17 protein-coding genes and 1 tRNA gene are annotated in these 17,383 nt (G+C 64.5%); 12 read left to right on the top strand and 6 right to left on the bottom strand.

Annotated elements, in window-relative coordinates; all coding sequences use genetic code 11:
• Nucleotide 1 precedes the first annotated feature (1 nt).
• From EP007_RS01215 to EP007_RS01205, 3 genes are read left to right on the top strand one after another with little or no spacing between them, the layout of a single operon-like run.
• On the top strand, nucleotides 2-1,924 hold the full coding sequence (locus tag EP007_RS01215; protein WP_128475911.1) for a branched-chain amino acid ABC transporter permease: 1,923 nt from the start codon (nucleotides 2-4) through the stop codon (nucleotides 1,922-1,924).
• On the top strand, nucleotides 1,921-2,925 hold the full coding sequence (locus tag EP007_RS01210) for an ABC transporter ATP-binding protein (protein WP_128475910.1): 1,005 nt from the start codon (nucleotides 1,921-1,923) through the stop codon (nucleotides 2,923-2,925). Before EP007_RS01215 ends, EP007_RS01210 begins: the two co-directional genes overlap by 4 nt.
• A gap of 3 nt (nucleotides 2,926-2,928) precedes the next feature.
• The gene (locus EP007_RS01205) at nucleotides 2,929-3,672 is read left to right on the top strand and encodes an ABC transporter ATP-binding protein (protein ID WP_243700416.1); all 744 of its coding nucleotides are present in this window, start codon (nucleotides 2,929-2,931) and stop codon (nucleotides 3,670-3,672) included.
• A 398-nt stretch (nucleotides 3,673-4,070) separates the two neighbouring features.
• Here the strand turns inward: EP007_RS01205 and EP007_RS01200 are convergent, their stop codons facing one another.
• Nucleotides 4,071-5,369 carry an ABC transporter substrate-binding protein gene (locus tag EP007_RS01200; RefSeq protein WP_128475909.1) on the bottom strand — a complete coding sequence of 433 codons (1,299 nt, stop codon included), beginning with the start codon at nucleotides 5,367-5,369 and terminating at the stop codon, nucleotides 4,071-4,073.
• 342 nt (nucleotides 5,370-5,711) lie between these two features.
• On the opposite strand from EP007_RS01200, the gene EP007_RS01195 reads away from it, so the two are divergent.
• From EP007_RS01195 to EP007_RS01185, 3 genes are all read left to right on the top strand, one after another.
• A complete protein-coding gene (locus EP007_RS01195; RefSeq protein ID WP_128475908.1) occupies nucleotides 5,712-6,911 on the top strand; it encodes a phosphoglycerate kinase in 1,200 nt (399 codons plus the stop codon).
• Nucleotides 6,912-7,535, top strand: coding sequence for a GNAT family N-acetyltransferase (locus tag EP007_RS01190; RefSeq protein WP_128475907.1), 624 nt, complete (start codon nucleotides 6,912-6,914; stop codon nucleotides 7,533-7,535).
• Between the two features lie 18 nt (nucleotides 7,536-7,553).
• A tRNA-Thr gene (locus tag EP007_RS01185) sits at nucleotides 7,554-7,627 on the top strand.
• Nucleotides 7,628-7,719: 92 nt separating this feature from the next.
• Here EP007_RS01185 and EP007_RS01180 read toward each other — a convergent pair.
• From EP007_RS01180 to EP007_RS01165, 4 genes are all read right to left on the bottom strand, one after another.
• Nucleotides 7,720-8,067, bottom strand: a complete 348-nt coding sequence (locus EP007_RS01180) for a DUF7344 domain-containing protein (protein ID WP_128475906.1) — start codon at nucleotides 8,065-8,067, stop codon at nucleotides 7,720-7,722.
• Nucleotides 8,068-8,288: 221 nt separating this feature from the next.
• Entirely contained in the window at nucleotides 8,289-8,492 is a 204-nt protein-coding gene (locus EP007_RS01175) for a hypothetical protein (protein WP_128475905.1), read from the bottom strand.
• 88 nt (nucleotides 8,493-8,580) lie between these two features.
• Nucleotides 8,581-9,435: a Rieske (2Fe-2S) protein gene (locus tag EP007_RS01170; protein ID WP_128475904.1), complete on the bottom strand. Its 855-nt coding sequence runs from the start codon at nucleotides 9,433-9,435 to the stop codon at nucleotides 8,581-8,583.
• A 324-nt stretch (nucleotides 9,436-9,759) separates the two neighbouring features.
• Nucleotides 9,760-9,984: a TrmB family transcriptional regulator gene (locus EP007_RS01165; protein ID WP_128475903.1), complete on the bottom strand. Its 225-nt coding sequence runs from the start codon at nucleotides 9,982-9,984 to the stop codon at nucleotides 9,760-9,762.
• A gap of 237 nt (nucleotides 9,985-10,221) precedes the next feature.
• Between EP007_RS01165 and EP007_RS01160 the strand changes: the two genes are divergently transcribed.
• Complete coding sequence (locus EP007_RS01160; protein ID WP_128475902.1) at nucleotides 10,222-10,869, top strand: DUF7500 family protein; 648 nt, start codon at nucleotides 10,222-10,224, stop codon at nucleotides 10,867-10,869.
• A 170-nt stretch (nucleotides 10,870-11,039) separates the two neighbouring features.
• On the opposite strand, the gene EP007_RS01155 is transcribed toward EP007_RS01160, so the two are convergent.
• Complete coding sequence (locus tag EP007_RS01155) at nucleotides 11,040-12,377, bottom strand: hypothetical protein (protein WP_128475901.1); 1,338 nt, start codon at nucleotides 12,375-12,377, stop codon at nucleotides 11,040-11,042.
• A 151-nt stretch (nucleotides 12,378-12,528) separates the two neighbouring features.
• Between EP007_RS01155 and EP007_RS01150 the strand changes: the two genes are divergently transcribed.
• From EP007_RS01150 to EP007_RS01130, 5 genes are all read left to right on the top strand, one after another.
• Nucleotides 12,529-13,056: a chemotaxis protein CheW gene (locus EP007_RS01150; RefSeq protein WP_128475900.1), complete on the top strand. Its 528-nt coding sequence runs from the start codon at nucleotides 12,529-12,531 to the stop codon at nucleotides 13,054-13,056.
• 111 nt (nucleotides 13,057-13,167) lie between these two features.
• Complete coding sequence (gene cheY / locus EP007_RS01145) at nucleotides 13,168-13,530, top strand: chemotaxis protein CheY (protein ID WP_128475899.1); 363 nt, start codon at nucleotides 13,168-13,170, stop codon at nucleotides 13,528-13,530.
• The gene (cheB, locus tag EP007_RS01140) at nucleotides 13,527-14,567 is read left to right on the top strand and encodes a chemotaxis-specific protein-glutamate methyltransferase CheB (RefSeq protein ID WP_128475898.1); all 1,041 of its coding nucleotides are present in this window, start codon (nucleotides 13,527-13,529) and stop codon (nucleotides 14,565-14,567) included. The genes cheY and cheB overlap by 4 nt, the downstream gene beginning before the upstream one ends.
• Nucleotides 14,568-14,573: 6 nt before the next feature.
• Nucleotides 14,574-16,748 carry a chemotaxis protein CheA gene (locus EP007_RS01135; RefSeq protein ID WP_128475897.1) on the top strand — a complete coding sequence of 725 codons (2,175 nt, stop codon included), beginning with the start codon at nucleotides 14,574-14,576 and terminating at the stop codon, nucleotides 16,746-16,748.
• 13 nt (nucleotides 16,749-16,761) lie between these two features.
• Nucleotides 16,762-17,376 carry a chemotaxis protein CheC gene (locus EP007_RS01130; protein WP_128475896.1) on the top strand — a complete coding sequence of 205 codons (615 nt, stop codon included), beginning with the start codon at nucleotides 16,762-16,764 and terminating at the stop codon, nucleotides 17,374-17,376.
• Nucleotides 17,377-17,383: the final 7 nt, after the last annotated feature.

Raw genomic sequence — 17,383 nt, 5'->3', positions numbered from 1 at the left:
CATGGCACTGTCATCCAGTCTGGTTTCGCTCGGCACCATCGTGGGCATCTACGCGATACTCGCGCTCGGACTGAACATTAAGTTCGGCTACACCGGCCTGCTCGACATTGGCCATGTGGCGTTCTATTTGATGGGTGCGTACGTCACCGCGTTGCTGGTCCTTCCGCCAGCCAGCGAACAGCAGTTCGCCACGTACATTCTGGGGTGGAGTTGGCCGTGGCTCCCGGCCATCGCGGTCGGGACGGTCGTGGCCGGACTCCTCGGAATGCTGGTCGCGCTCCCGGCGATACGTCTCCGGGAGGACTATCTAGCAATCGCCGTCCTCGGCATCTCGGTTATCCTGAAGCGCATCGTCCAGTCGGAGGGCTGGCTGGCCAACGGTCCCGGTTCGCTCCGCGGCTTCAGCCAGCCGTTTCGGAGCCACTTCCCGCTCCCGGCCGACACGTTGCAGGCCGCCGCGCTCCTCGGATTCGTCGTCCTCGTCCTCTGGACGGCGGCGACCTACCTGCTCGCGCAAGTCGGTACCGGGCGCGACTCGGAACTCGCGTCTGACGGCGGTGAGCCGAAGGCCGACGGCGGCGTCGCCGCGGGCCGCACCATTTCGGGGACGCCGGGCGTCGGCGGGTGGGTCGTCGATGGCCTGCTCGCGCTGACGACGCTCGGTGTCGGTTACGTCGCGGCCCGCCGCTCGCGCACGGAGACCGGCGCGTCCGAACAGCGACTCCTGCTCGGCGGCGGCGCGGTCTTCGGTCTCGCGGCCGGAGCCGTCGCGTGGCAGGCCTTCGAGTGGTGGACGCTCCTCGGCGTGAACCTCGACTGGCTGTTCGGGGTCGTCGTCTTCGGAGCCATTACCACTGGCTTCTACGGCGCGAACCGCCGCTATGCGCCGATGGCCGGGGCCGTCACCGCGGTGGCCGCCTTCGGTGGTGCGTTCCTCGCGGGCGACTCGCCGATGATCGCGTTCGTCTTCCTCGCGGCGTTCTCGCTGTTCACATGGGTCTTCGGCGCAGTCGCCGTCGTCCGACGGTACAGCGACCTCTCGGCGCGCGACTTCGGCGTCGCGCTCGGTCTCGCGGTCGTCTTCGTCGCGTGTTTCGTCCCGCTCATCGTCCTCGGTGGCGGGTCGGGTGACGCGATGAGCGGCGTCGGTCTGTTCGGGACGGTCGGAATGCTCGTCGCGTTCCTCTACGCCGTCTACTACCTCGGGTCGAACTGGAACCGGTTCGGGTCGGGCGTCGAGTTCGTCCGCATCGTCGGCGTCGGCGCGATTTGGTTGTTTGCCATCCGGTACTTCGTGATGGCGAGCATCACGCCGTTCCAACGCGCGGGCGCGGGTGCGGTCGCGGACAATACTATTCAGAACCTGCTCTGGCTGTTGAAGTTCCAAGCCGGAAGCGCGGAGTTCGACTACGCGCGATTCCTGCTGGTGCTGACGCTGGCGTCGCTCGGGATGCTGTACTACCTCGCGGAGATTACGGTCGAGTCGCCGTTCGGCCGGGTGCTGAAGGCCATCCGCGAGGACGAGGACGTGGCGACCTCGCTTGGCAAGAACACCTTCGCCTACAAGGTCCAGAGCATGATGCTCGGGTCGGCGCTGGCCGGGTTCGCCGGTGGCCTGACCGCCATCTACTTCCAGAGTCTCGTCCACACGATGTTCGCGCCGCGGGTGACGTTCATCGCGTTCCTCGCGCTCATCATCGGCGGCACCGCCAACAACAAGGGAATGATTCTGGGCGCGACCATCTACTGGGCCTTCCAGAAGGCGACCGCCGACATCGCCGGGTTCTTCCCGACTGCGGCGAGGTCGTCGGTGCAGGCGCTCCGACTCGCCTTCATCGGCGCGCTCCTGATAATCATCCTCTACTACCGCCCCGAAGGGCTGTGGGGCGAGAAACGAACGGTCGCGGAGGTGGCAGAAGAATGAGCGAAACAGCCGAATCCGACCGCGAAACCCACGGCACCGGCGAATCGATACTCGAAGTCGAGGGCCTGCGCAAGACTTTCGGCGGCATCACCGCGGTTGACGGCGCGACTTTCGAGGTCGAGGAGGGCACCGTCACGGGTCTCATCGGTCCCAACGGGGCCGGGAAGACGACGACGTTCAACCTCATCAGCGGGTTCTACGAACCCGACAGCGGTGATATCCGGTATCGGGACACCGACCTCCAAGACATCATGCGCGCGAGCGGGACCGAACAGGGAATCTGGATGAGCGCGTCCGGGATGACTTTCGGCGGCGTCGGCCTCGCGGCCGCCGCCTCGGCCGGGGTCTCGACGCTCGGACTCGGCGGCGCGGCGCTCGTCGGTGCGGGACTGGGCGCTGGGGTCTATCAGGCCGAGGAGAAGGTGAAGAACGACTACCTCGACGTGAAGAACAAGCGCCCGTTCCGGGTCTCGCAGGCGGGTCTCTCGCGGACGTTCCAGTTAACCCGCGAGCTACAGGGGATGACCGTGCTGGAGAACCTGATGCTCGCACCCCAAGACCAGCGCGGTGAGCGTCTGACGAGCGCGTGGTTCCGCCGCGGCGCGGTCGAAGACGAAGAAAACGACGTGCGCGAGCGCGCCGTCGAGATGTTGGAGTTCCTCGAAATCGACCACCTCACCAACGAGTATGCGGGCAACCTCTCGGGCGGCCAGCGCAAACTGCTGGAACTCGGCCGGGTGCTGATGACCGACCCCGACCTCATCCTGCTGGACGAGCCAGTCGCCGGGGTCAACCCCGCGCTGACCGAGAAGTTGCTCGAACGAATCGAGAGCCTGCGTGAGCAGGGCTACACGTTCTGCATCGTCGAACACGACATGGAGGTCATCATGAACCTCTCGGACACCATCATCGTCATGGACCAAGGCAAGAAGCTCATGCAAGGGACGCCACAAGAGGTACAGAACGACCAACGGGTTGTGGACGCCTACTTGGGGGGATAACTCGTGGCGCTACTCGAAGCCCGTGACATCGTCTCGGGCTACGGCGACGCCCAAATCCTCCACGGCGTCTCGATGGATGTGGCAGACGACGAAATCGTCTGCATCATCGGCCCGAACGGTGCCGGGAAGTCCACGTTGATGAAGGCTGTGTTCGGTCTCATCGACTGCTGGGAGGGGTCGGTCACGTTCGACGGCGCGGCCATCACTGACCTCCGACCGGACGAAATCACCCGCGAGGGGATGTGTTACGTCCCGCAGGTGGACAACGTCTTCCCGAATCTCACCGTCCGGGAGAACTTGGAGATGGGCGCGTACATCCTCGACTCGATGCCTGAGGATGCCCTTCAGGAGGTGTTCGACCGGTTCCCGATTCTGGAAGAGCGCCAGAACCAGAAGGCGGGCACCATGTCCGGCGGCCAACAGCAGATGCTGGCGATGGGCCGCGGGCTGATGGTGGACCCGGACCTGATGCTGGTGGACGAACCCTCGGCCGGTCTCGCACCCGACCTCGTGGACGAGGTGTTCGAGAAGATAATCGAGATCAACGAGTCGGGCACGGCCATCCTGATGGTCGAGCAGAACGCCCGGAAGGCCCTGCGGAACTCCGACCGGGGCTACGTGCTGGAGATGGGCGAGAACCGCTTCGAGGATTCGGGCGAGGCCCTGCTGGACAACGACGAGGTGACGGAGCTGTACCTCGGTGCCGGTGGCGGCGGCGACACCGGCGAGGCGGCGACGGACGACTAGCGCCACGTTTTTCGACTGTTGGGGGCGTGAGGTCTCGCTGTACGGTGGCGGTCGCAGTGCTGTGCAGTAGCGATTGCAGTGCTGTGCAGTGGCGCTCGCGGTGCTATGCGGTGGCGGCGACACCTGTGTTCGAGGCCGAAGCTAGCTGTTCTGTCCCTATCCTGTCGGTCGTCGCTAACTTTACCGGCTCGGCGGTCGTCACTCCCGACGTACGCCCATCTGATGCTCTCGCGTGGCTCAGCCCTCTCTCAGGGTAGTCGGACTGGCGGTCCCGACCCGACCACGGCCGGAACCGCACGAGACGTCCGAGCAACCTTCGTCCCGTCTTCGGGTTTAAACTCTGGCGTCGCTGGTCGTCGGTCGCTTCGAGTGGAAAAATATGCTCGCTCGTCGCGGTCCTACCCTTGGGTCGTCGTGGTCGTGCCGCCACTGCCGCCGCCGAGTCGGCCTTGGAAGAAGCTCCGGGGAATCGTCTCCAGCACCTCGGTCGAACCGTCGTCCTGAACCTGCAGGATTGCGAACTGGTTGAGCGGTTCGAGCGCCTCGTTGAGGTTGACGGGACTCGACGCGCCCTGATAGTTGATGTCCTCGCCGTTGGCGAGCAGGTCCTTGGCTCGCTGGAACTCGCCGACGGTGACCGTCTCACCCTCCTGCGAGACCGACCGGATGTTCTGTGCGATGGCGGTTCCGGACGCCTCGCCCGCGGTCTCCATGGCTAGCGCCTGTAGGAACAGGCCGTCGTACGCGTGCGGGGCGAACAGCGTTCCGGCTTGGTCGCCCATCTTCTCCTCAAAGGTGGTCCGGCCCTGCGTCTCTTCGGGGTCGGGTGAGGCGAGATACATCCCCGACGTGATGTTGCTCAGACCGCTCAGGAACTCCGTGGAGTTCAGGCCCTCGCTGAGGACCCACTCGCCGCCGTAGCCCCCGTTGTTCCACTGGTTGAGGATGGTCCGACCGTTACCGGGGTAGCCGATGAACCCGATTGCGTCGGGGTCGTTCTGGAACAGCGAGTCGAGCGTCGAGGTGTAGTCGCTGGCCCGCTGGCTGTAGCCGACCATCCCGACGGTTTCGCCTTGGAACTGCTCGCGGGCGCGCTCGGCGAGACCCTGCCCGTAGGGGTTGTCCACGAAGAGAAACGCCGCTCTGTCCGCCCCGATGTACTGGTCGTCGCTTAGGATGCGACCCATCACGATGCCCTGCTGGGCGTCGTTGGGCGCTGTCCGGCCGAAATACTTGATACTCTCGTCCTCGTTGTAACCGATTTCTGAGAGGGCAGGCGAGGTGCTGGCGTTGCTCATCTGCATCACTTGGTCGGCGGCGACGTTCTGAGCCAGCGGGACCGAGACGCCGCTGGACGCCGCGCCGACGAATCCGATGATGTTCTGCTCGTTGACCAGCGTGTTGTACTGCTGGATGGCCCGAGACGGTTGGGTCTGGCTGTCGGTGTTGGTCACGTTTATCTGGCGGTCCAACGGCCCGCCCGCGTCGTTCACGTCTTGGACGGCAATGTTGACCGCTTTCTGCATCCCGCTTCCGTACGCGCTCAAGTTCCCCGTGATGGGGAGAATCGACCCCATCTGGATGGCTCCGCCCTGTCGGGCACCCGCCGACGTTGACAGTCCGGTCAGCCCGGCCACCCCCGCGGCCGTCGCGCCTTTTAAATACACCCGTCGCGTCGTTCGATATTTCTCTGACATCTCCGACGTATCACACGACGTGATAGCAATAAACTATTATGTATGATTCCCGCGGCGCGTCCTGATAGTTCAATCGCCCCGAGAACTGACGCGGGAGAAAGCGGCGTTCGAGCGCGGTTCGTCGTCGTCCGGCTCGTCGTCGCAGTCAGAGTTCGCTTTCGAACTCCGAGTGCGGAATCGTCGCCGTGGTTGTCATAGTCTTCCAAAATCTCTCTGACGGGGTATAAAAACGTCTGTTGATTGTGAAGATATCACATACTCGCTGAAAATTCACTCGAAAACGAATTTTTATTTGTCGGATGGCCCGACACATATTTCCCTCCCGATGTTGGACACACGTACATGGCGATAGAGACCCTCGACGACCTCGCCGTCCGAGGGACCACGCTGGGAGTGCGTATCGACATCAACAGCCCCCTGACCGAGGAGGGCGCGCTCGCCGACGACGCCCGCCTCCGTGCCCACGTCGAGACTCTCTCGGAACTGCTCGACCGCGGCGGTCGCGTGGCTGTCCTCGCCCATCAGGGCCGACCGGGCGGCGAGGAGTTCAGGGACCTCCGCCCGCACGCGCGACGACTCGACGAACTGCTCGACGCGCCGGTCGGGTACGCCGACGGCACCTTCTCGGGAGAGGCCCGCCGCGCGGTCGAAGGTCTGGACGACGGACAGGCGGTCGTGCTGGAAAACACCCGATTCTACAGCGAGGAGTACATGGAGTTTTCCGCCGACCGCGCCGGGGAGACCGAACTCGTGGACAAACTCGCACCTGTTCTGGACGCCTACGTCAACGACGCCTTCGCGGCGGCGCATCGTTCCCAACCCTCCATCGTCGGCTTTCCGACCCGGATTCCGGGGTACGCGGGCCGCGTCATGGAGGCGGAACTCGACGTGCTGGGCGACATCGAGGCGACGCCCGAACCGCGGACCTACGTCGTCGGCGGCGCGAAGGTGCCCGACTCGCTGGCCGTCGCCGAGAGCGTCCTCGAACGCGGTCTCGCCGACGAAGTGCTGACGACCGGCGTCGTCGCCAACGTCTTTTTGCTCGCCGACGAGACCGATCTCGGCGACGCCAGCGCCGACTTCGTCTACGAGCAGGGCTACTGGGACGAAATCGACCGCGCGGCCGACGTGCTGGCGGAGTACGGCGACCGCATCCGCCTCCCGGTCGATTTAGCGGTCGAACGCGACGGCGAGCGCCGCGAAATCGCGGTCGAGGACCTACCGCCCCGAGAGGGCGAGACCGTGATGGACGTGGGGTCCGCGACAATTGCGGAGTACGGCGAGGTAATCCGCGATTCGGGAACGGTCATCCTCAACGGCCCGGCGGGCGTCTTCGAGGACGAGACGTTCGCTCGCGGCACCCGCGAACTGTTCACCACTGCGACGGCGGCCGAGTACAGCATCGTCGGCGGCGGCGACACCGCCGCGGCCATCCGGAAGTTCGACATCGAGGGCTTCGACCACGTCAGCACCGGCGGCGGCGCGGCGCTCAACATGCTGACCGGCGAGGACCTGCCCGCCGTCGAGGCGCTCCGGAACTGAATGGTCGGTATCGAAGTCGGCACGACGGCGGACGCCGACGCCGTCGCCGACCTGTGGGTAGCACTCGCGGACGGCCAGCGCGAGTTCGACTCGCACCTGCTAGCCGAACAGAACCGCCAGACGCTCCGGGAGACCATCGCACAGCGCGCGGTCGCCGACGAACTCCTCGTCGCCCGCGCGGACGATGAGTCGAGGGAGACGGACGATAACTCGAAGAACGCGGACGACGAACCGGAGGACGCAAACGCCGGTGGCGAGACCGACGAAACCGGCGGCGACGAGACCGACGATGCGGCGGCCGAACCCGACACGAGCGAGACGGACGACGCCCCACTCGTCGGGTTCGTAACCTTCGGCATCGAGTCGAACAGCTACGAACAGGACACGCTCCGCGGTATCGTCCAGAACCTCTACGTCGTCTCCGAGCGCCGAAGCGAGGGGGTCGGGTCGGCCCTGCTCGACGCCGCCGAGTCCGAACTATCCGACGCGGGCGCGGACGCCGTCTCGCTGGAAGTGATGGCCGACAACGCCGACGCCCGGCGGTTCTACCGCCGCCACGGCTACGCTCCCCACCGAATCGAACTGGAAAAATCGGTCGAAAACGATACGCTCACAAAGGAGTAGCCAGAAGTGCCGGTACGCGCCAGGGGAGCTTGGGCGGTTCAAGCACCCGACTTGTAATCGGGAGTTCGTGGGTTCAAATCCCACCCCTGGCTTCCTCTCACCTTCGACAGCGACGGCAGTAGTCCGGTAGTTTGCCAACGACTTCGCGCCTCCGGCCTGCCGGAGGCGCGGAGGGAGCGCGCACCTACGCGTAAAACGCCATTATCTGTTCGTTGAGGTCAGTCTGCACGGACGGGAAACCCCACTCCGACTCGTCCAGCAGCGACGCGACGAACGCCAACTTTTCGGTGGCAATAACGGTCTCGCCGTCGTCGGCGACGACGCCCGCATCGACCAAGCGGGGCAGGTGGTTGTGGTGGAGCGCGATGCGCAACTGACGCCGGTCGGTCTCGTCGTCCTCGTCGGAACCGTCGCGGGGGAGCAGGAGACTCGGCAGTTGCTCGCGGGGGACCGACCCTCGCTCGTCGAGGAGGGCGACGATGGCGCGTCGGTACTCGTTGCTCAGCAGGTCGAACGCGGTTTCGGATTCCATGGGTGGCGAGGCACGCTGGGGTTGCGTGCCGGTGTTCAACTCACTTGCCTCGAAGTTAATTAATCCTGTTGCCGATTTTTATTCTGATGTGTTACTGTGCCTCGAACGTCCACGATGACAACCTCCGAGTCGGCGTCGCCCGTGAAGTTCGCCACGAGCGGCCGGGTGTAACCGTAGACAGAGCGGTTGCGTTCGAGTTCGACTTCTCGCCGAATCGCTCGCTAGAACGTCCCGACGTTCGAGAAGTCGTCGTCTTCGCAACTCGAACACTGGTCGGGTTTCGAGATGAACACCGACCCACAGCCCTCGCACTCGTAGAGGTCCGGACCGTCCTCGCGCGCAGTTCCTTCCTCGTCGGGACTCGACTCTGCGGACCCCGCCATTCGCCTGAGCCTGTCGAGGACTGCCGAGAGCATACGTTTCAACGCTTGTGAATGATTACTGGGGCTATAAAACGTTTGTCGTGAGGTGCTGTAACTGACACGTTCGCGGTGGCGATGCGACCGAGTGCGGTCACTCCTCGTCGGGTCGCGGCAGTGCGACGAACGAGGTCTGGACGATGTTGAACGGGTCGTACACCGACTGATGACACTGACAGTAGATTTCGTCGGCCGCGCCGAATCGGGCGCTGGACGCCAGCGCCTTGTACCCCGGCACGCAACAGAAGTGGGTACACTTGTTCAGGTTGGCGACGAACCCCTCCTGAGTGCTGGCCGAGAGCCATTCGTTGCCCTGCTCGGCCATGTCGCGGATGCGCGTACTCCGGATTATCTGTATCGGGAGCGTTCCGCTCGGCGGCACGTCTTGGGAGCGCCACGTCGCCAGCGCGGGCTTGCCGAGGCCGCCCTCGCCGATACCGTTGCTCCACGTCTCGTAATCCTCGAAATGCTCGATGTTGACCTTTTCGCCGCCTTCCACTGCCTCCTGTTGCCACTCGTAGGGCGGCGAACTCGCGTACCGGAAGAAGTTATCCTGGTCTGCCTCTGGCGCCACGCCGGGGTAGGTCTGGACCCCGCAGTATTGGAACCACTCGCTGGTGTAGGTGATGTCGCCCAGTTGCATTCTGGACACCGTCACTTCTCGACCCTGTTCGGTGACCGTCTCCGGCTCGGGCCAGATGCCCTTGACGAACCCGTCGTCGTCTATCTCTATCGGAATCTGGGGCATCGCCCGCGGCGCTGGTCCCGCGGTGTTCTCCGGACCGTAGAACTGGGTGATGCCCCCACCCGCCCCGGTCGGTGCCGTCGTCGTCTCGACACCCGTGGCGGCCACGGTGCCGAGACCCGCGAGCGACGCGCTCCCGACGACGCCCTTGACGAACCGCCGTCGTCCCGACTCCTCGGGATACTTGTCCTCCGGTTCAGACATCGCTGCTCCCCCTAACTGTGGCCGTGTTACTGCCAGACATGCGAACCCCCTCGAAGGACAGTAGGCTTCTGCGCTAAAATGGCTGTCGGGGGTCCTCGACCCGGCTTCCCGACCGCGGTGCGCTCCCCGATTTCTCCTGTTACTGCCCCTCTAGAGGCGATTGCTCGAACGGTCGAGACGGCCGCTGTCTTTTTGGTCTTGCCGTGAGTCCCTTCGCCTATGGCTCTCTCGAAAGAAGAACGCGAGCGCATCCAGCAGTTCGTCGCCACGCCGCGCTATCAGCGCACACCCGACCAGCTCTGCCCCGAAGACGACGAGGAGTAGTTACTCGGCTACCGCGAACCGTCCGTCCCGCTTCTCTACGAGTTCTCGCTCACGAAGCGTTCGCAGGATGCTGTACAGCGTGATCTTCTTGACGCCGAGACCCGACTGGAGTTCGTCTATCGACGCCTCGGCGGTCCGCAGATAGAGATAGACCAGTTTCGCGCGCGGCGACTCCAGTTCGCTCGGCAGTTCCTCGATGCGTGTCGTCGGACGTTGAACGCTCATTTGGATACTCGTGACGAGTAGTTCGACGATAATAAATCCACTCTACAACAATCGTCGAAAATCCGGCGGGACGTAGCAAAAATTGCGTCCTCCCGAACGAATCGTCGCTCGATTGGGGAACCGAACGAGAGTTCTCGGCGAACCGAGCGGTTCGAATCGGCGGCGAGACGCCCGAGACCGCACCGCACGTCAGTGTAGGCGGTGGGTTTATGTGAAATCGAACGGTATTCACTCCCAATGTGTCCGATGCCCGACGACGGTCGGGACCCCGAGGAGCGGTCGGCCCTCGACCCGACCGACCACGCGAGCGACGACGGCGCGGTCTCCCCCGACGAACTCGACATCGAGAGCGAGGAGAACGTCGTCTCGCTCGATCAGGACCGATACGTCATCGGCACCGACCAGCGGCCCACCGTCCCCGAGGACGCTGGCGATTCCGGGTCCGACGGCTCCCAGTCCGGCGACGGCGGCGCTAGAGCGTCCGAGTCTAGCGAGCAGACGGTCGCCGCCGGGCCGATGGACTCGGGCGCGGTCAAGGAGTGGCTCGAAGACGACCTCGACAGCGTGCGGGCCAAATACGGCTTCCACGTCACCGCGAAATCCGACGACGCCATCAGCCACCAGCAGATGTTCTCCGACGACGTGGGCGCGGTCTTCGACAGTCTCCTGCGGTGGTACGCCCAGCAGTTGACCACCGAGACCGCGGTCGAGGACGTGTTGGGAATCCTGCTCACCGAGTCGAACGTCCGGGTGCGCTACTCGCCGTCGTGCCTGCAAGCGATTTTGGAGACCTACGACCTCGGTCCCGACGACACCATTGCGGACCTTTTCGAGGCCGTGCAGGACGACCGTGGGATGGTGTTCCCGCCCGAGAACGTGAGGTGACGTGAAATTCTCGACGCGGAGCAAGCCATCGAGCGCGCCCACAAGCGAAGTCCCAAGGGCCGCCTGTTCGGTGACTAACTGGTCGTTCTTTTCGTTCTCTCCGGTTCGACTCGCCGAGGTCCGTTTCGACTCGCCAAGTTCGTCAGCGGCGCGCGGTGCGCGCTCCCGACTCAGTTCTCTCCCGGCGGTCGCTTCTCGTCCGGGGACGGTCCCGCGAGCGACATCCCGACGACGAGCAGCGGCGCTCCCACGACTGTCAACGCGAGCGCGTACGCGACAACGAGGACAGCGATAAACAAGCTGAACCACGAGGTCGGTGTAATTAGCGTCCCGAACGGAAGCACCGAGAGCGCGAACCCGGCCGCCGCCGTCGCCACGGCGAGCGACCAGTTGTCGCGGCCGAACGCGTATCCGGCCGGGAACAGCGCGAACACCGCAACCAGTGGCGGAAAGCTGGTCAGTAGCGAGCGCGTGAGTCCGTTCTGGTCGAACGCGAGTGCACCGACCAGCGTGGTCCCCGCGGCGAGGACGACGCCGAGCGCTCCGGCCGCAAGGAGTCGGCGATACGTCACTCGCGCTCGGACGCCGGGGCGCGCGAGCAACGCGCCGAAAATAACTGCGGTCGCGCCGATGCCGAACACTGGTGCGACGACCCCGCCGAGCAGAGAGACGCCTCCGGCGAGGAGCGCCCCGCCCGTCAGGAGGACGCCGAATCCGGCGAGAACGATTCCGGCGCGCTCGGCGACGCGCTCGAACGTTCCGCCAACGCGGGCGAGTCCGCCCCCGAGGACGCCGACCGAGAGTGCGAAGACGCCGGTCGGGAACAGCACCGAGAAGAGGAGACTCGTCCCCATCGCGGGACCGACCCGCGACCCGACGGCGAGCAGACTCAGTAGGGGACCGAGCGCCGTCTTGTCCGGGACGAACGTGACGAATCCGCGGTTCTCGAACTCCGTGAGCGTCATCCGGCGGCCGTCGTCGGAAACGGTCGCGCCGGGCACCGACCACCCGACCCGCGTCCCCTCGGGCGCGACGACGACGAGGCGGTCGGCACCGAGACCGTGGAGGTTTCGGTAGCCGTAACTGTCGGTGAACTCGCCGGAGCGGAGCGTTCCGCCGACCGAGCGCTCGGCGAAATGGGGTTCGCGGTAGCGCATCGTCAGGACGCTCCCGGAGACGTTCGCGGCGACGAACTCGGTGTCCCACATCGCGCGGTCGGCGATTTCCGCCCGGAGCGTGGCGTCCGCGCGCAGGCGCTCGACGCCCGCGGAGTCGGCGAGACGGTTCCGGACGACCCACGTCGCGGTTCCGTTCCGGGCGACGGAGACGGTGGCGGTGCTTCGTTCGACGGTGATATCGACGCCGTCAGCGGCGGCGGTCTCCTCGAACGACTCCCCGCAGGCGTCACAGAGCGGTCGCGGCGGTGGCGCGGCGGTACCGGGCGCGACGACGCCGAGAACAGAGACGACGACGAGCGCGCAGACGACGAGGTGGAGGGCGCGAGCCATACGCCGTCATTACACTCCTGTGACAAGTAGGTTTCTCCTGCGCGCCGCGACGGCGCGAGACTCCCGTCGTCGTCTCGCGGCCGATTATCAAATCCGAGAGACGAGGGTGGGTTTTACATGCTAGGGTTCGATGTTCATATTAGAGACTGCTATGGAGGTTCAGGAGACCGACGCTAGTGACGGAACCGACGAGACCGACTCGCCAGAGGTCGCCGAGGGACCGACGCGACAGGTCGTAGAGTTCCGCCTCGGCGAGGACTACTGCGCTATCGACATCGAGGAAGTCGATAGCATCGTGGAAATAAAGAAGGTGACGCGCATCCCCCGGACGCCCGACTCCATCGACGGCGTGATGGACCTTCGGGGCGAGACCACCGCCATCATCAATCCCCGGACGTTCCTCGGCATCGACGGCGACCAACCGACGCGCGAGGAACAGAACGTCCTCGTGTTGGACCGGGCCGACGACAAGCAGAAAATCGGCATCCGGGTTGACGAGGTGCTGGAGGTCACGACCTACCCCGAGAGCAAAATCGACACCGACGACGACCTCTCGGACCTCGAAACGCGGGGCATCGAAGAACAGGTCTCGCGGGGCATCATTCGCAAGCCCAACGGCGACGGACTCGACCTCGTTGTCTGGATAGATATCGACGCGATAATAGATCAGCTGAAATGAATCGGGACAGTTCCTTCCGTCGAAAACGCCACGGAATCAGCATCAATCGTGATAATCAGAGGGGAGAATTTATTTCACCCCGTTTCAAATCAACCCCTTGGTGACTATCGCATGGCTAAGAACGTACTCATCGTAGACGACTCCGAATTTATGCGGAATCTACTTCGGGAGATACTGGAAGAGGAGTTCGAAATCGCTGGCGAGGCCGAGAACGGCGTCGAGGCAATCGAACTCTACGAGGAACACAGTCCGAACCTCGTGATGATGGACATCGTGATGCCCATCCGCGACGGTATCGAGGCGACCTCCGAAATCAAAGAAGAGAACCCCGACTCGAACATCATTATGTGTACCAGTATCGGACAGGAAGAGAAAATGAAGGCCGCCATCAAGGCGGGCGCTGACGGCTACATCACCAAACCCTTCCAGAAACCCAGTGTGATGGACGCCATCGAGGACGTTATCTCAGCATGACGCGGGCAGTCGTCGTGGACGACTCCCATTTCATGCGGACCGTTATCTCTGATATCCTCGAAGACGGCGGCATCGAAGTCGTCGCGCAGGCCAACAACGGCAGAGAGGGCGTCGAAGCCGTCGCCACCCACGACCCGGACGTGGTGACGATGGACGTGGAGATGCCCCAGATGAACGGCATCGAGGCCGTCGAAGAGATTATGGCGACGAATCCGACCCCGATTCTGATGCTGTCGGCCCACACAGAAGACGGCGCGGAGGCGACTTTCGAGGCGCTCGAAAAGGGTGCGGTTGACTTCCTCGCCAAACCGGGCGGCGAGGTCTCGACCGAGATTTCGGCCCACGGCGACGCACTGGTCGAGAAAGCCGAGTCGGCGACGCGGGCCGACCCCGACTCCGTTGAGGACGTGGACACGTCGAGTTCCGACACGCTCGACACCGACCACGGCTACGTCGAGAACCCGACGCTCGTCGTCGGAGCCTCGACGGGTGGCCCGCGAGTGGTCGAGCGCGTGCTGTCGAGTCTGCCGCGGGAGGCCGACTTCCGGGTGCTGGTCGTCCAGCACATGCCCGACGGCTTCACCGGTCGGTTCGCCGAGCGACTGGACCGCCGGAGCGAGTACGACGTTCGGGAGGCCGAGGACGGCATCCGCATCGGCGGGGGCGAGGCCGTCGTGGCGAAGGGCGACTACCACATGGCGGTCGCGGGCTACGGTAACGGTCGGCTGCGCCTGCGCCTGACGCAGGACGAACCGCTCCACGGCGTCCGCCCGGCAATCGACGTGACGATGGAGACGGCCGCTGAGACGGTTGACGGGCCGCTGACCGGCGTCGTCCTCACCGGCATGGGTTCGGACGGCGCGAAGGGAATCGAAGCCATCGCCGGTGCTGGCGGTGCCACGCTCGCGCAGGACGAGGAGAGCTGTTCGGTGTTCGGCATTCCGGCCCGCGCAATCGAGACCGGATGCGTGGACGGCGTGCATTCGGCCGACGAGATGGGCAAGGCGATTCTCGACACGATACGAGACAACAGGTGAACCGATATGGAAGACTACATTCAGGATTTCATACGTGAGAGCGAAGAGAACGTCACGGAGTTGAACAACTCCCTGCTCGAACTGGAAGACGACCCGAGCAACGAGGCCGCGATGGACTCCATCTTCCGGACGGCCCACACGCTGAAGGGTAACTTCGGCGCGATGGGCTTTCAGGACGAGAGCGACCTCGCGCACGCCATCGAGGACTTGCTCGACGAGATTCGGCAGGGCCGGATGGAGGTCACGCCCGAGGTCATGGACCTCGTGTTCGCGGGCGTCGATGAGATAGACCACGCGCTCGGCCAAATCGAGGAGGACGGCGAATCGAACATCGACCCCGACGACATCATCGCCGACATCCGGAGCGTCATCGAGGGCGACGAGGAGGGTGACGCCGAGAGCGAGGAAACCGACGGCGAGAGCGACGCCGACGCGTCGCTCGCCGAAATTCCGGTCGAGGAACTCGACGACCCCGCGGCGCTCTCGAACGCCGACGGCGAACTCTTCCACATCGACGTGGACATGGGCGACCCCCAGATGAAGGGCGTCGATGGCATGTTCGCGCTCGAAGGACTGAACGAGGGTATCGACCTGCTCGGGACCGTCCCCGACGTGGACGCGGTCAACGACGGCGAGTACGAGGACGGCTTCGACGCCTTCGTCTCGGCCGACGACGCGGGCGAGGTGGAGTCGGCCGTCGCCTCGGTCGGCAAGATAACCGGCGGGACCGTGACCGCGCTCGACGCCGAGGAAATCGACGCGGCGGGCGCGGCCAGCGGGAGCGACGCGCCCGACGAAACGGACGCCGCTTCCGACGCGAGCGAATCCGGCGGTTCGCCCGACGAGACGGTCGAAGCCGACTCAGGGTCGTCGGCGTCCGGTTCGGACGCCAACGACGCGAGCGACGACTCCGCCGACGTGGCCGAGACAGCCGAGGCGGACGCCGACGACGGTGGCTCCGAGGAGAGCGACGACAGCGGTTCGTCCTCGTCGTCTTCGTCATCGTCCTCCTCGGGGTCGGACAGTTCCGACGCCGAGGAAATAGAGGAGATTCAGTCGGTCCGCGTGGACGTGGACCAACTGGACGACCTCCACGGGCAGGTCGAACAGCTCGTGACCAGCCGAATCAAGCTTCGGCGGTCGGTCGAGCAGGCCCAACTCGACAGCGCCGAGGACCACTTAGACGAGTTGGACAAGATAACCTCCAGCTTGCAGGACACCGTGATGGACATGCGGCTAGTCCCGCTCAAGAAGGTGGTCAACAAGTTCCCGCGACTCGTCCGGGACCTCGCGCGCGAGCAGGAGAAGGAGGTTGACTTCCGGATGGAGGGGACCGACATCGAGTTGGACCGCACCATCCTCGACGAAATCAGCGACCCGCTGATGCATCTGCTTCGGAACGCGGTGGACCACGGCATCGAACCTCCCGAGGAGCGCGAGGCCGCGGGCAAGTCCCGCGAGGGGACGATTCGACTCCGCGGGTTCCGCGAGCGCGACCGAGTGACCATCGAGGTCGAGGACGACGGACAGGGCATCGACGCCGACGGCATCCGGACGAAGGCCGTCGAGAAGGGCGTCATGTCCCGCGAGGAGGTCGATGCACTCAGCGAGGAGGAGGCCCAGAAGTTGGTCTTCCACGCCGGGTTCTCGACCAACGACGAGGTGACCGACGTGAGCGGTCGCGGAGTCGGGATGGACGTGGTCCAAGACACCGTCTCCCGACTCGACGGTGAGATTCGCGTGGACAGCACGTCCGGCGAGGGCACGACTATCAGCCTCTCGCTGCCCGTCACGGTCGCCATCGTGAAGGTCCTCTTCGTCCAGTCGGGCGACGAGGAGTACGGCGTCCCCATCAAGAACGTCGATGAGATTCGCCGGATGGAGGACGTACAGACCGTCGAGGGCGAGGAAGTCGTCACGCACGACGACACGGTCTACCCCCTCGTGCGACTCGGTGACGCGCTCGGCGTGCCTGGCGAGACCAAGAACGGCGACGGCATGCTCGTTCGGGTCAAGGAGTCCGAGCGGAAGGTCGCCATCCACTGCGACGCCGTGAGCCGACAAGAAGAGGTCGTCGTCAAACCGTTCGAGGGCATCCTCAGCGGCATCCCCGGACTGTCGGGTGCCGCGGTCCTCGGCGAGGGCGACGTAGTGACGATTCTAGACGTGGAGACACTTTGAGAGGTGACGAGATATGAGCCGAGGTGACGATAGAAACTTGCACATCGATATACGAAAACTGAACCTGTTCAACCAGATGGCCAAGGAGGGCGCGAACACGGTCGCCAACCATCTCAACCAGATGACGGGCATGGAGACCGAGATGGAGATCACGAAGATCAACTTCCTCGACATCGAGGACATCAAGACCCACGTCGGCCACGAGAAGCAGGTCGGCACCCACATCGAACTCGTGGAACCGCCCTACGGCTACATCCTGTTCCTGTTCAGCGCGAGCAGCGCGAAGAAACTCGCTACGGGGATGCTCCCCGGCAGCGCCGACCCCTCCTCGAAGGGCTTTTCGGACATGGAGCGGTCCGCGGTGCAGGAGATCGGCAACATCATGACCAGCGGCTTCATCGACGGGTGGGCCAACGTGTTGGACACGACCATCGACATCTCGACGCCGAAGTTCACCTACGGGCCGGGTTCGAAGATGGTCGAGAACCTCATCGCGCCGAGTCCCGACGAGATGGCGCTCGTCTTCGACTCTCGGGTCCACGCGAGGGAGGCCAACGTGGAGGTCAAGGTGTACACGTTCCCCGAACTGGAAGAGCTCGTCTCGCTGATGCAGCAGATAGATATATGAGGACTGC

The organism is Halorussus pelagicus (genome assembly GCF_004087835.1).
In the GTDB taxonomy this organism is placed as follows: Archaea; Halobacteriota; Halobacteria; order Halobacteriales; family Haladaptataceae; genus Halorussus; species Halorussus pelagicus.
This window is presented reverse-complemented; position numbering and strand designations above follow the sequence as displayed.

Excerpts from the sequence above, each read along its gene's own strand:
- EP007_RS01200 (WP_128475909.1), bottom strand. The coding sequence starts at position 5,369 with ATGTCAGAGAAATATCGAACGACGCGACGGGTGTATTTAAAAGGCGCG.
- EP007_RS01190 (WP_128475907.1), top strand. The coding sequence starts at position 6,912 with ATGGTCGGTATCGAAGTCGGCACGACGGCGGACGCCGACGCCGTCGCC.
- cheB (WP_128475898.1), top strand. The coding sequence starts at position 13,527 with ATGACGCGGGCAGTCGTCGTGGACGACTCCCATTTCATGCGGACCGTT.
- EP007_RS01180 (WP_128475906.1), bottom strand. The coding sequence starts at position 8,067 with ATGGAATCCGAAACCGCGTTCGACCTGCTGAGCAACGAGTACCGACGC.
- EP007_RS01195 (WP_128475908.1), top strand. The coding sequence starts at position 5,712 with ATGGCGATAGAGACCCTCGACGACCTCGCCGTCCGAGGGACCACGCTG.
- EP007_RS01160 (WP_128475902.1), top strand. The coding sequence starts at position 10,222 with ATGTGTCCGATGCCCGACGACGGTCGGGACCCCGAGGAGCGGTCGGCC.
- EP007_RS01210 (WP_128475910.1), top strand. The coding sequence starts at position 1,921 with ATGAGCGAAACAGCCGAATCCGACCGCGAAACCCACGGCACCGGCGAA.
- EP007_RS01150 (WP_128475900.1), top strand. The coding sequence starts at position 12,529 with ATGGAGGTTCAGGAGACCGACGCTAGTGACGGAACCGACGAGACCGAC.
- cheY (WP_128475899.1), top strand. The coding sequence starts at position 13,168 with ATGGCTAAGAACGTACTCATCGTAGACGACTCCGAATTTATGCGGAAT.
- EP007_RS01170 (WP_128475904.1), bottom strand. The coding sequence starts at position 9,435 with ATGTCTGAACCGGAGGACAAGTATCCCGAGGAGTCGGGACGACGGCGG.
- EP007_RS01130 (WP_128475896.1), top strand. The coding sequence starts at position 16,762 with ATGAGCCGAGGTGACGATAGAAACTTGCACATCGATATACGAAAACTG.
- EP007_RS01215 (WP_128475911.1), top strand. The coding sequence starts at position 2 with ATGGCACTGTCATCCAGTCTGGTTTCGCTCGGCACCATCGTGGGCATC.
- EP007_RS01165 (WP_128475903.1), bottom strand. The coding sequence starts at position 9,984 with ATGAGCGTTCAACGTCCGACGACACGCATCGAGGAACTGCCGAGCGAA.
- EP007_RS01155 (WP_128475901.1), bottom strand. The coding sequence starts at position 12,377 with ATGGCTCGCGCCCTCCACCTCGTCGTCTGCGCGCTCGTCGTCGTCTCT.
- EP007_RS01135 (WP_128475897.1), top strand. The coding sequence starts at position 14,574 with ATGGAAGACTACATTCAGGATTTCATACGTGAGAGCGAAGAGAACGTC.